The sequence below is a fragment of the Paenibacillus sp. FSL K6-1096 genome, from assembly GCF_037977055.1.
Taxonomy (GTDB): domain Bacteria; phylum Bacillota; class Bacilli; order Paenibacillales; family Paenibacillaceae; genus Paenibacillus_AQ.
This window is the reverse complement of record NZ_CP150274.1, coordinates 2,372,599-2,385,931: the sequence shown is the minus strand read 5'-3', so window position 1 is coordinate 2,385,931 and position 13,333 is coordinate 2,372,599. Positions and strand designations below refer to the sequence as shown.

10 protein-coding genes are annotated in these 13,333 nt (G+C 56.4%); 9 read left to right on the top strand and 1 reads right to left on the bottom strand.

Going from position 1 to position 13,333, the window contains the following annotated elements; all coding sequences use genetic code 11:
• The first annotated feature begins 62 nt into the window (after positions 1-62).
• The 6 genes from MHI24_RS10445 (at position 63) to MHI24_RS10420 (ending at position 8,374) form a co-directional block, all read left to right on the top strand.
• Positions 63-1,424, top strand: a complete 1,362-nt coding sequence (locus MHI24_RS10445; RefSeq protein ID WP_340025567.1) for a TrkH family potassium uptake protein — start codon at positions 63-65, stop codon at positions 1,422-1,424.
• A 14-nt stretch (positions 1,425-1,438) separates the two neighbouring features.
• The gene (locus MHI24_RS10440; protein ID WP_340025566.1) at positions 1,439-2,110 is read left to right on the top strand and encodes a TrkA family potassium uptake protein; all 672 of its coding nucleotides are present in this window, start codon (positions 1,439-1,441) and stop codon (positions 2,108-2,110) included.
• Between the two features lie 233 nt (positions 2,111-2,343).
• Positions 2,344-4,614, top strand: coding sequence for a helix-turn-helix domain-containing protein (locus tag MHI24_RS10435; protein WP_340025565.1), 2,271 nt, complete (start codon positions 2,344-2,346; stop codon positions 4,612-4,614).
• A gap of 215 nt (positions 4,615-4,829) precedes the next feature.
• On the top strand, positions 4,830-5,786 hold the full coding sequence (locus MHI24_RS10430; RefSeq protein ID WP_340025563.1) for an ABC transporter permease subunit: 957 nt from the start codon (positions 4,830-4,832) through the stop codon (positions 5,784-5,786).
• A gap of 14 nt (positions 5,787-5,800) precedes the next feature.
• Positions 5,801-6,700: a carbohydrate ABC transporter permease gene (locus MHI24_RS10425; protein ID WP_340025562.1), complete on the top strand. Its 900-nt coding sequence runs from the start codon at positions 5,801-5,803 to the stop codon at positions 6,698-6,700.
• Between the two features lie 27 nt (positions 6,701-6,727).
• The gene (locus tag MHI24_RS10420) at positions 6,728-8,374 is read left to right on the top strand and encodes an ABC transporter substrate-binding protein (protein WP_340025561.1); all 1,647 of its coding nucleotides are present in this window, start codon (positions 6,728-6,730) and stop codon (positions 8,372-8,374) included.
• Between the two features lie 116 nt (positions 8,375-8,490).
• On the opposite strand, the gene MHI24_RS10415 is transcribed toward MHI24_RS10420, so the two are convergent.
• Positions 8,491-9,390, bottom strand: a complete 900-nt coding sequence (locus MHI24_RS10415) for a LysR family transcriptional regulator (protein WP_340025560.1) — start codon at positions 9,388-9,390, stop codon at positions 8,491-8,493.
• Positions 9,391-9,787: 397 nt separating this feature from the next.
• Between MHI24_RS10415 and MHI24_RS10410 the strand changes: the two genes are divergently transcribed.
• From MHI24_RS10410 to sdhB, 3 genes are all read left to right on the top strand, one after another.
• Positions 9,788-10,453 carry a succinate dehydrogenase cytochrome b558 subunit gene (locus tag MHI24_RS10410; RefSeq protein ID WP_340025559.1) on the top strand — a complete coding sequence of 222 codons (666 nt, stop codon included), beginning with the start codon at positions 9,788-9,790 and terminating at the stop codon, positions 10,451-10,453.
• A gap of 75 nt (positions 10,454-10,528) precedes the next feature.
• The gene (gene sdhA, locus MHI24_RS10405) at positions 10,529-12,271 is read left to right on the top strand and encodes a succinate dehydrogenase flavoprotein subunit (protein WP_340025558.1); all 1,743 of its coding nucleotides are present in this window, start codon (positions 10,529-10,531) and stop codon (positions 12,269-12,271) included.
• 69 nt (positions 12,272-12,340) lie between these two features.
• Positions 12,341-13,105: a succinate dehydrogenase iron-sulfur subunit gene (gene sdhB, locus MHI24_RS10400; RefSeq protein WP_340025557.1), complete on the top strand. Its 765-nt coding sequence runs from the start codon at positions 12,341-12,343 to the stop codon at positions 13,103-13,105.
• The last annotated feature ends 228 nt before the right edge of the window (positions 13,106-13,333 follow it).

Here is a 13,333-nt window from a genome sequence, read left to right as displayed (position 1 = left end):
GAAGTTCGCCAATAACGTATATAATTTGATATGTTTATTTGAACGCTGAAAGGATGAGAGGTGTGGCTTCACCGTTTCCCAAGAATAATAACTTCCGGTTCCTGAAGCTGGCTCCGCCGCAGATTCTGGTGCTTGGCTTCGCTGCCGTCATCCTCATCGGAACGCTGCTGCTCATGCTGCCCGTATCCGCTGCATCCGGCCATCCGCTCAGCTTCATGGATGCGCTGTTCACCGCAACCTCTGCGGCCTGCGTCACCGGGCTGGCTGTGGTCGACACGGGCACCCACCTGAGCGGCTTCGGGCAAGCAGTCATCCTGGTGCTGATTCAGATCGGCGGGCTCGGCTTCATGACGATGGCCACGCTGTTTGCGCTGGTGTTCCGGCGCAGAATCTCCCTGCGCGACCGGCTGATTCTTCAGGAGGCGATGAATCAGAGCTCCATGGAAGGAATCGTTCGGCTGATCCGCAAGGTGTTGCTCTATTCCCTCGTGATTGAAGCGGCTGGGGCGGTCCTGCTGTCGGCCCGCTGGGCATTCGATATGCCGCCGGGCCGTGCTATATATTATGGAGTATTTCATGCAGTATCTATGTTCAACAATGCCGGATTCGATCTGTTCGGCGGACATGACCACAGCCTGATCAGCTATGTCGGTGATCCGGTCATCAATCTGACCGTGCTGTTCCTGATCATCAGCGGGGGCATCGGCTTCATCGTCATCTCCGATCTGGCGGAGTACCGCCGCACGCGCCGCTTATCCTTGCACAGCAAGGTGGTCCTGTCGATGACCGCCGGACTGATTGTGACGGGTATGGCTGTCATCTTCATCTTTGAATTCACCAATACGCGGACGCTGGGTCCGCTGAACCTGGGCAGCAAGCTGTGGGCGTCCCTGTTCCAGTCTGCCGCTCCGCGCACAGCTGGGGCCAATACGCTTGATATAACGGGCCTGCGCCAGGCGACCCAGTTCTTCCTCGTGATTCTGATGTTCATCGGCGCTTCGCCGGGCTCCACCGGCGGCGGCATCAAGACGACGACCTTCACGCTGATGGTCGGATCGGTCATCTCCATGCTGCGCGGCCGGGAGGATATCGTGCTCTTCCGCTACCGGCTGGCCCAGGAGCGTGTATTCAAGGCGCTGACGATTACGCTGCTGGCGCTGCTGCTGATTGTGACCGTCTCGATGATGCTCTCAACCACGGAGCAGGAGCCCTATCTGATCATCCTGTTCGAGACGACCTCGGCCTTCGCCAATGTCGGGCTTAGCCTGGGTCTGACGCCTGAGCTGACGCAGGTCGGCAAGGTGCTGATCTGCCTGACGATGTTCGCCGGACGGCTGGGGCTGCTGACGCTGGCCTATGCGCTGGGGCCGAAACAGGGTAAACCATTGTATAAGTACCCGGAAGGCAAAATGATAATTGGATAAGGGGTAAACGGAATATGAAAGCACAGCAGTTTGTTGTAATCGGCCTGGGACGCTTCGGATCAAGCCTGGCGCTGGAGCTGATGTCCATGGGCTATGAGGTGCTCGGGATCGACCATCAGGAGGAACGCGTGGAGGATATGACCGGGCAGCTGACCCATGCCGTAATGGCGGATGCTACGGATGAAGGCATTATGCGCTCCCTCGGGGTGCGTAATTTCGACTGCGGCATTGTGGCGATCGGCGATAATATGGAGCGCAGCATCCTGGCCGCGATTCTGCTGAAGGAGCTGGGCGTGAAGCAGGTGGTCGGCAAGGCGATCTCGATTCTGCACGGGCGTGCCTTGTCGAAGCTGGGCGTGGACCGGGTGATTTTTCCCGAGCGGGATATGGGCATCCGTGTAGCGCATCAGCTGGTGACGCCGAACCTGCTGGACTATATCGAGATCTCCAAGGACTATAAGGTCGTAGAGCTGGCTGTGCCTGCCTGCATGAACGGCCGAAGCCTTGCCGAGCTGAACACGCGCGCCAAATACGGCTGCAGCATCATAGCCCTGAACCGCGGGGATGGGATCATCGTCGCACCGACAGCGCATGATTACGTACAGCAGGGGGACATCATGGTGGTAATCGGCTCCAATGAGAGCATCGAGGAGTTTGAGGATGAAGCGGTGAACGTGGAAGGGTAAATAGGCGAATAGCCGCAGCACTGGCCTGGATGGGGGACATCCGGGCTTTTTTGCGTATATTGCATATACTGGCCGGATGTAATCGAAAAAGCGGTCACATTGCCCAGGACGGGGCGTGCGGGTGCTAAAAACTTCTATTCTCCTCATCATGAATTCAATATACATATATGTTAAATGTATCCTGCGATGATAAAATAAAAATGTTGAATTTCTGATCTTAGGGGGATAGGACCATGAAAAAAACGCCGATGCTCCTGCAGCTGGCCTTCATTCTATTCTGCATTATGGCAATTCCCACGGCGGTCCTGACCTGGTACAGCGGGTCGCAGATCATAGAGAACTCCGAGACAGCCATCGGGGAATCCTCGCTGGCCGGACTGAATGCAAGCCGCCGCCTGAACGAGACCGCGCTGGCCAATCTGGCCCAGGATACGTCGCGTCTGGCGGCGACGAATATTTTTGACCGTATCCGCAGCTTCCGGACCTATGAGGACATTAACGCCAATTACAACAATGTAAGCCTGGCGCTCTCGGTGACCAAGGAGCTGCTGAACCTGAACCGGCGGGTGGACGGCGTGTATTCCTCTTTCTTCTATTTGCAGGATTCGGATTATGTCTTCTCCACCGACAGCAGCATCACCACGCTTGCCCGCTATGAGCCGCTCGGCTGGATGGACAAGGCGCTGGAAGGGCACCGGGGGATCAGCGGGGTATGGGTGCCCCGCAGACTGGCGTCAGGGGAGCATGTTGTATCGTATGTGTACCCGCTCAACCGCCTGTCCACCACCACCAGCGGGATTATTGTCGTCAACCTCAAGGAGAGCCAGATTGGCAGCTATCTCCACGGCACGGAGACCGCCGGCAGCAGCAGCCTGCTGCTGGATGCTGAGGGAACAGTAATCTCCTTCGATGACCGGTCCCTGCTGCTGTCGGACGGCCGGAAGCTCCCCTTTCTCCAGGAGATTCTGAGCCAGGAGTCCAGTGAAGGCTATACGTTCCGCGAGCTGGAGGGCAACCGGATGGTCTATGCCTGGAGCCGATCGCCTTTGTCGGGCTGGTGGAATGTAAGCTGGAGCTCGATGGATGAGCTGATGCAGCGGTCCAAGGACATGCAAGGCAAAATCATCCTGCTGACCGGAACCATTATCGTGCTCGGGACGCTGCTGGCTATACTTCTGGCGGCCTGGCTGTCCAGGCCGCTGCGGCAGCTGGTGCAGACGATCCGCTCGAAGAGCGATCTGGGGGTAGTGAACAGGAATGAGCTGGCCTTCCTGGGCCTGGCCTTCAAGCGGATGCAGGAGGAGGAGGAGAGCCTGTTCAAGCTGCTGCAGGAGCGTGAGCAGGATACCCGCAGCCTGGCGGTACACCGCCTGCTGCGCGGCGAGCTTCCACCGCGGATTACGGAAGTGTTCCCTCACAAATGCTACCGGGTAATCGTTGTCTCCATCGACCAGTACCGGCGATATGCGGGCCATACCAATGCTGAGACGCGCAGCTATCACCAGTATCTGCTGGGAGCCAAGTATGAGGGCTTGTTCCCGGAGCGGATCGCGGCCCGCAGTGTCTATCATCATGACGGCTGCAGGGTGATCGTGCTGAACTTTGACCCGCAGGCGGGGGAGCAAATCAGCGGACAGATCCATCAGGCGCTGGAAGCTATCCGGGCGGAGTCGCTGGAATTGCTGGAGCACTCGGTCACGATTGGGGTAAGCGACCCGGCGGATGATCCCGGAAGGGTGGCGCAGCGGCTGTTCGAAGCGATGGAGCTGATCAAGCGCCGGATGGTCAACGGAGCCGGAAGCATTATGTACTGGCAGGAAGAGGAGGAGGAGGGCAGCCGCAAGTATCTCGATTCCGAGAGCAGCGAGCGGCGGATTCTCAACTTCCTGGATGCGGGCGACCTGGCCGCAATCTTCAAGGAGCTGCACAGCCTCCGCAGCCGGATCGCCGCCGAGGACAATATCTCCTACGATAATATTATGTTCATCTATTACCAGCTGATGGGGGCGACCCTCAAGCATCTCCGGGAGAACCATCTCGGGACCGGGCGGATGATGACCAGCCAAGGCAATGTATACTCGAATCTCGCCGCTATGGATACCCTGGATGAGCTGGAGGAGTATCTGTACGGGTTCTATTGCGACATTGTCCAGAGCCTGGACCGCAGCCCGCGGGAGACCAATCATGCGCAGCGAATCGTTAACTATCTGACAGAGCATTACACGGAAGAGATTGTCTTCGAGGACATGGCCAAGCAGCTTGGTATCAGCTACTCTTATATGCGCAAGCTGGTCTATGAGCAGACGGGGAAAAGCATGATCGACTTCGTCAATCAGCTGCGGATCGAGAAGGCCAAGGAGCTGCTGCTGGAGTCGGGCTTAAGCATCAAGCAGATTGCCGCCGAGGTCGGCTATTATAATGTGCAGAGCTTCAACCGCTTTTTCCGCAAATATGAAGGGATGCCGCCGAGCGGCTACAAATCCGCCAAGAGCAAGAGCTCCTAGAGCAGCTTATTGTAAGCGCTTTATAACTTTTGGCAATGCTGATCAGAATTGATTATTTACGCGCAGAAGAAGCCTTGCAGGCCGGGGCTTCATCAAATGTGATAGGCGATCATCAATTGTCATGATATTCAGATCCCGGCGATGCGTTATAGCATAGGAAGCAGGCCGGATGAGGCAAGACCGGCAACAGAACATCCTGCCGGGAGGTGAAACTGTTGAAAGTTGCAAGCGCTTCACAAACGGACCATAGTCCGCTTTTAAGAAGAAAACAAGGGTTCAGGTATTATCTGCAGCGGGACTGGCAGCTCTATCTGCTGGTGATGCTGCCGCTGGCTTTTGTCATCGTATTTAAGTACCTGCCGATGAGCGGACTGGTCATTGCCTTTAAGGATTACAAGATCGCACGGGGCTTCTGGGGCAGTGAATGGGCGGGGATGGAGGTGTTCCAGCAGCTGTTTGCCAAGCCGGATTTCATTAAGGCCGTCCGCAACACGCTGCTGCTGAACGTGCTGGACCTCCTCTTCAGCTTCACGATGCCGATCGTGCTGGCACTGCTGCTCAATGAGATCAGGAGCATCCGCTTCAAGCGCATTAACCAGACGGTGCTGTACCTGCCCCACTTCCTGTCCTGGGTCATTATCGGCGCGATTGCGTACCAGCTGCTCAGTGAGGGCGGCGGGGTGGTCAACAATCTGATTGAGCTGATGGGGGGACAGCGGATTCCGTTCCTGCAGCAGGATAACCACTGGCTGGTCAGCTATCTGGTCATCGGCGTGTGGCAGAGCATGGGCTGGGGCACGATTATCTATCTGGCGGCGATGAGCGGAATCAACCCGGAGATGTATGAAGCGGCTACGGTCGACGGGGCAGGCCGCTGGCGGAAGGTATGGAATATTACCCTGCCGTCCATCCGGGCGACGATTGTTACGCTGCTCATTATGGCCCTCGGCAAAGTGATGGACGGCTCCTTCGAGCGGATCTACGCGTTGCAGAATAAGGCGACCACTGAGTTCACCACTACCATTCCGGTGCTGGTCTACCGCTGGGGGATTGAGAGCGGCAATTTCAGCCGGGCCACTGCCATCGGATTATTCCAGTCCGTGATCGGCATCATCCTGGTCATCTCCGCAGACCGCGTGGCCAAGAAGCTGGGTGAGGATGGAATTCTGTAGAGAGGAGAGGAACCATGAAAGCTGCAACCGGAGGCCCGGCCGTATCCCGTAAAGCAAGAATTGATATCTGGGAGCTGCTGATCCGCCTCGTCATCATTACCGCTTCCCTGATCTGCCTGCTGCCGTTCGTGCATGTCGTCTCCAAATCCTTAAGCGCAGACTCCTTCGTCATCGCCAATAAGGTGTTCCTGTGGCCGCAGGGCTTCACCATCGAGGCGTACCGCAAAATCTTCGCCGATGCCAGCATCCTCCGCTCCCTGTACATTTCGGTGATTGTGACCGTGCTGTTCACGATTCTGGGCATGATTCTGACCACCTGCGCCGCGTATCCGCTGTCCCGGCCCCAGTTCAAGGGCCGCCGGGTGATCACCTTCATTTTCCTGTTCACGATGTACTTCAGCGGCGGCATTATTCCTGATTATATGAACATCAACAATCTGGGACTGATGGATACGATCTGGTCGCTGGTGCTGCCGCTCTCCTTCAGCGCCTTCAACCTGCTGATTATGAAAACCTCGCTGACCAGCAGCATTCCTGTCAGTCTGGAGGAGTCTGCACGCATTGACGGCGCCGGGCATTTCCGCATTCTGTTCAGCATTGTGCTGCCTCTGTCCAAGCCGATCATAGCAACGTTGTCCCTCTTCTATGCAGTCGGCCGCTGGAATGCCTATCAGGACGCACTGTTCTACATCAAGCATGAGACCTCGCTCCGCCCGCTGCAGCTTAAGCTGTATTATCTGGTCATTCAGGCCAGTGAAAGCTTCCAGCTGGAGGCCAGCCAGGTGCAGCTTAGTAATCCGGAGGTACTGAAGGCATCGGTTGTTGTATTCGCTACGCTGCCTATTCTCTGTGTGTATCCGTTCGTTCAGAAGTATTTTGTTCAAGGCGTGATGTTAGGGGCGGTCAAGGAGTAAAGAATATGAATTCATGGGGGAATTGCGATGAACCGAAGAAGTGTGTATTCATTACTGATGGCATCAGTCATGACAGCCGGTCTGCTGGCGGGCTGCAGCGGGGGGAACAAGGCCAAGAATGCCGAAGCCACCAATGCGCCTGCGGAGACAGCGGCAGCTACGAACCAGGCAGAAGGGGCTTATCCAGATTACTCCAAGGGTTTTGAGAAAAAGGTCTCACTCGATATCCCCGTCTACGAACGTGCCTATGAGGGCTGGAACGTGTCCGATAACTACTATACCCGCTGGGTACAGGCAGAGTTCGGCGACAAGTACAATATTCAGGTGAATTATGTGCCGATTACCCGCTCGAAGGAGGTCACGGATTTCGAGCAGCTGCTGGCTTCGCATAAGGCGCCGGATATTATTTTCCACTACGATATGCCGCAAGCGCTTACTTATTATGGTGAAGATGTGCTGCAGCAGCTGGACTGGAGCGAAATTGAGAATTATGCGCCTACCTACTGGAAGAACATGGGCGAGACCATCAAGCAGTACGGGGTGGTGGATGAGAAGAACACCTTCTTCTTCGCTGCCCGCCCGGAGGCTGACAACTTCGTCAACATCATCCGCAAGGATTGGGTAGAGAAGGTCGGCATGAAGGTGGAGGATCTGACCTCGCTGGAGAAATATAACGAGATGCTGGTTAAATGGAAAGAAGCCGGGCTCGGCGTGAGCGGCGGTAACCTGCTGCAGAACTTCTTCAACTTCAACTATGCGTTCCGTGATTGGCCGGTGGATGCCAAATACCGCGCGCTGTACTCCGACCTTAGTGTGGCTGACCTGACCACGAAGGAGACAGAGGAATACCTGCGCAATCTCAATTACCAATATAACAACGGTCTGCTGGATAAGGAATTCTATCTGCGCAATGATGAGCCTAAGGTCAAGGCGGAATTCGTGGCCGGCAAAACAGGCAACTTCGGCTTCTATCTCGCCAATAACACCGACGTGTTCGCAGCAACGCTTCAGAACAACCCGGAGGCTGAATTCGCTGTCGTGCCGCCGTATGCGGGCGTACCGGAAGGTAATAAGCCGCAGGGACGCGCCTACTGGCCGTTCGGCTTCATCATGGGCATTAACTATGAATCCACGCCGGAGGAACGGGCAGCGGTCTGGATGTACCTGGAATGGCTCAGCCAGCCGGAGAATCTGTTCAAGTTCCAGAACGGGATTGAAGGGGAGAACTATACACTGGATGCCGACGGCATTGCCCTGAAGAACCCGGACTACAAAGGCGAAGCGGTGCTGGCCCAGAACAACAACAAGGACTACTGGGGGCTGGTGACGGAGATCGCCCAGTACCCGGATGAGGCCAAGACCCGCAAGGCAAACCTGCGCAACTGGGCTCCGGCCGGCTATGAGCAGCTCGCGGAGGATCTGGTGAAATATTATGACGAGACGGCTGAATTCCGTACGCCGGATGCCCTGTTCAGCACGGTGCTGGAGAAGGTGAACGAATATAAGGCCGACCTGAATACGCTGTTCCAGGAGCTGTACGTGAAGGTGGTGCTGGCCCCGGAAGCCGAATTCGACGCCACCTATGAGGCGGCCAAGAAGACCTATCTGGAGGCAGGCTACCAGGAGATCCTGGATGAGAAGCAGGCCGCCATCGATGCCGGCAAATTCCGTTAATGCGGAAGAGCAGAGGACAATAGCTGATATAACCTAAGTGTATAAAATGACCCGGCAGGCCGATCCGCAGCGATCCGGAGGCTTGCCGGGTTATTACTGTGAGCGGCGGCGGGCGGCTAGTCCCGGCTGTTCAGGAACACATCCTCGGTGACCTGCACCAGGCAGCGGGCCGCTGTGCTGAGTCCGCCGCTGCTCTGGTAGATCAGGCAGGTGGTGCGCTGGGTCTGCTCCAATTCCTTGATGTGCAGCGACACCAGCCCCCCGCCGTTCAGCAGCTCGGGACGGAGATAGGAATTGGGCAGCAGCGCCGCTGCCTTGACGGTCGGCAGCAGGCGGACGATCGCCTCGAACGAGTCGATCTCCATCCGCACATCCGGCTCCACGCCGCAGCGGTGGAACAGATCATCGGTGGTCCGGCGGTACCACGTCCCCTTGGAGAAGAGGATCATCGGCAGCCGGGACAGGTGGTCCATGGTGAGCCGCGGCGTCAGGGTCAGCGGATGCTGCTCCGAGACGACCAGCCGGAGCTGGTCCTCGAACAGGGGGATGGAGCGCAGGCCCGGCTCATGCACCTGGGAGGCGATGATTCCGACATCGCATTTGCCCTCGCTGACCGCCGTCACCATCTCATGCGTCTTCCCTGTGATGAGCTTCAGCTCGGCCGCCGGGTATTTCTCCGTGTAGGCCTTCACCAGCGGGGGCAGCGTTGTCTGCAGCGTGGTCAGGCTCGCGCCCAGCGTTACGAACTGCGGCTCACCCTCCTTGAACTTGGATAACGCCTCCAGGAACCGGGAACGCTGCTGACGCTGCTCCAGCGCATAGGTGTAGGTGAGGCGTCCCACCTCCGTAAGCTCCAGCCGCTTGCCGAAGCGGTTGAACAGAGCGACGCCCAGGCGCTCCTCCAGCTTGGAGATTTTGCGGGAGAGGGCGGGCTGGGACAGATTGAGCTGGCGGGAAGCCCGGTTCAGGCTGGAATGCTCCACCACCGCGGCAAAAGCATCTAAATCATCGTACATACCTTACCCTCCTTCGTACCGCAGATTGTGATAAAAGGCATAGCAAGAGACGGGAAAGTTGTCGGATTTATAGAAAATAAGCAGGAGTATGAAGCCAAATCGATCAGCTAAATGAGAATTATTATCACATTAAAAATATTCTTATGCAGATATTGTATAACGATTAATAATTAGATTGCAATTCCCTTATAAGCGAAAAAAGAGTAACATACAAAGTGACACAAGATATTCACATATTGTGAATGATAGAGCAAAGTCCGGGAAAACAATGATAAGCGGCGCAAACGGCTCATTTCAGCAGTTTTAGGCCAGCTGCCGCCCTGTTTCAACAGTACTTCCGGCTGTGTATGCATCTTAATGAAAACGCTGTTTTTTAATTGGAAAGGGGACACTTTGCATGAGAGGATTTTATTCCAGAAAGATTCATTCCTTGCTCGGCATCATCCCGCTTGGGGCCTTTTTCCTTGAGCACATGCTGACGAACTTCTCGGCTGTGGAGGGTGGTGCTTCCGGTTTCACTGACAGTGTGCTGTGGCTGAACAGCCTGCCGCTGGTCTTCTTCCTGGAATTGTTCGGCATCTGGCTGCCGCTGCTGTACCACGGTGTGTACGGCTTGTACATTGCTTACCAGTCGAAGCCGAACCTGAACCGCTTCAATCTGGAGCGCAACTGGCGGTATACGCTGCAGCGCATCACCGGCGTGATCACCTTTGTCTTCATTATCTGGCATCTGTGGGACACGCGGGTCCAGGTGGCGCTCGGCAAGGTGGAGCATGATGAGCTTGGCGGGGTTATGCATAACATTGTCACCCAGCCGCTGCTGATGACGCTTTATATCGTCGGTATCGTGGCTGCCTGCTTCCACTTCTCCAATGGCCTGTGGTCGTTCCTGATCAGCTGGGGAATTACGGTCGGCCCGCGTTCCCAGAGAGTATCATCGGTTCTCTGCCTGGGAATATTCGTGATTGTCACCTTCATGTTCGTGCTGTCCCTGGTGACCTTCCGCAATGATGAATTTCAAGCCGCAGCCACGGCTGTGCAGTCGCTCGGCAGCGGGGTTTAAGAATACAGACGAAGAAGCGGAGCTTTCTCATGACTTGGGCATAAGCTTCCGCATTACTTTTAGGAGGGAACAATCATGGCATCAGCCGATATCATCATCGTGGGCGGCGGTCTGGCCGGCCTGATGGCTACCATTAAGGCCGCCGAATCCGGCGCGCATGTACATCTATTCTCACTGGTCCCTGTCAAAAGATCACATTCCGTCTGCGCACAAGGCGGCATCAATGGCGCTGTGAACACCAAGGGCGAGGGAGATTCGCCCTGGGAGCATTTCGACGATACCGTCTACGGGGGCGACTTCCTGGCGAACCAGCCTCCGGTGAAGGCAATGTGCGAGGCCGCACCAGGCATCATCCACCTGATGGACCGGATGGGCGTGATGTTCAACCGCACCCCGGAGGGGCTGCTGGACTTCCGCCGGTTCGGCGGCACGAAGCGCCACCGCACGGCTTTTGCAGGAGCGACTACCGGCCAGCAGTTGCTGTATGCACTGGATGAGCAGGTGCGCCGCTGGGAGGCCGAGGGCCTGGTCACGAAGAGCGAGAACTGGGAGTTCCTCTCGGTCATTCTGGATGATGAGCGGGTCTGCCGCGGCATCAGCGCGCAGAATCTGAAGACGATGGAGATTCAGACCTTCCCGGCGGATGCGGTCATTCTGGCCAGCGGCGGTCCGGGGATTATTTTTGGCAAAACCACGAACTCCGTTATTAACACCGGAACCGCAGCCAGTGCGGTCTATCAGCAGGGTGTGCATTATGCGAACGGGGAATTCATCCAGATTCACCCGACGGCGATTCCCGGCGATGACAAGCTGCGGCTGATGTCGGAATCGGCACGCGGCGAAGGCGGACGGATCTGGACGTATAAGGACGGCAAGCCGTGGTATTTCCTCGAAGAGAAATATCCTTCCTACGGGAATCTGGTGCCGCGCGACATTGCCACCCGTGAGATCTTCAATGTCTGCGTGGATCAGGGGCTGGGCATCAACGGCGAGAACATGGTCTATCTCGACCTGTCCCATAAGGACCCGAAGGAGCTTGACGTCAAGCTGGGCGGTATTATCGAAATCTATGAGAAGTTCATGGGCGATGATCCCCGCAAGATTCCGATGAAAATTTTCCCGGCGGTCCATTATTCCATGGGCGGCATGTGGGTCGATTACAACCAGATGACCAATATTCCCGGCCTGTTCGCGGCAGGCGAATGTGAATACCAGTATCATGGCGCGAACCGCCTGGGGGCGAACTCGCTCGTCTCGGCGATCTACGGCGGCATGGTGGCCGGGCCGAAGGCTGTTGAATATATTAAGGGGCTGAAGAAATCGGTGCAGGATATCTCCTCCACAGTATTCGACCGCTTCCATAAGACGCAGACCGATAAATATGAGGCGCTGCTTGGTATGACCGGCACAGAGAATGCTTATGTGATCCACAAGGAGCTTGGCGAATGGATGACAGCGAACATGACCGTGGTGCGTGAGAACAAGCGGCTGGAATCCACCATCGGCAAAATCAAAGAGCTGAAGGAGCGCTACCGTAACATCAACATGAGCGACACCTCCCGCTGGAGCAACCAGGCTGTGGCGTTCACCCGCCAGCTGTGGAACATGCTGGAGCTGTCGGAGGCGATGACGCTCGGGGCGCTGATGCGCAACGAGAGCCGGGGCGCGCATTACAAGCCGGAATTCCCGCAGCGTAATGATGAGGAATTCTTGAAGACGACCTTAGCCGCCTGGACGGCAGACGGTCCGCAGATCTCTTATGAGGATGTGGATGTGTCGCTGATTCCTCCGCGGGTGCGTGATTATTCGAAGGACTAAGTGAAGCCGGCTTGGCGAATGGGATTCGGAGCAGGCCGGACTATCCAAACTTTCTAGGAGGTAACTGACATGGCGGAAACTGCAGCAGCTCCCAAAAATGTAAAGTTCATTATTACCCGCCAGGATGAACCGGAGACAAGCCCGTATACGGAGGAATTCGAGCTTCCTTACCGTCCGGGGATGAACGTCATCAGCGCACTGATGGAGATTCAGCGCAATCCGGTGAACGCGAAGGGCGACAGCACCGTTCCTGTATGCTGGGAATCCAACTGTCTCGAAGAGGTATGCGGCGCCTGCTCGATGGTCATCAATGGCAAGCCACGTCAGGCCTGCGCTGCGCTGATCGATAATCTGGAGCAGCCGGTGCGCATCGAGCCGATGAAGACCTTCCCGGTCGTCCGCGACCTGGTGATTGACCGCAGCCGGATGTTCAATGCCCTCAAGCGGGTCAAGGCCTGGATTCCGATTGACGGAACCTATGATCTCGGTCCGGGACCGCGTATGGCGGAGAAGAAGCGCCAGTGGGCTTATGAATTATCCAAGTGCATGACCTGCGGCGTCTGCCTGGAGGCTTGCCCGAATGTCAATGAGAAGACGAACTTCATCGGTCCGGCAGCCATCTCCCAGGTCCGCCTGTTCAACGCGCATCCTACGGGCGAGATGAATGCGGAGGACCGCCTGGAGGCGCTGATGGAGGACGGCGGCATCGACGGCTGCGGCAACTCGCAGAACTGCGTCCGCGCCTGCCCGAAGGGCATTCCGCTGACAACCTCCATTGCCGAGATCAACAAGCAGACCACCAAGCATATGTTCAAGCGCTGGTTGGGTGTCTAATCTATAACCATAGCCGCAGGCCATTCGGGATTCCTCCTGAATGGCCTGTTTGGCAATGACTGCCGTCCGCTGTAATGTTTCTGTACAGTCTCAAAAAGGGTACACATACAATATCCATAGGCCGCCGGATTCCGAGAAATATAGGCGGATATGTTATAATCTACATGAATCTACATAGCTGATGGCAGCAGTGCTGAAGGCAATAGTCAGGCAGTGGACAACGGGGAG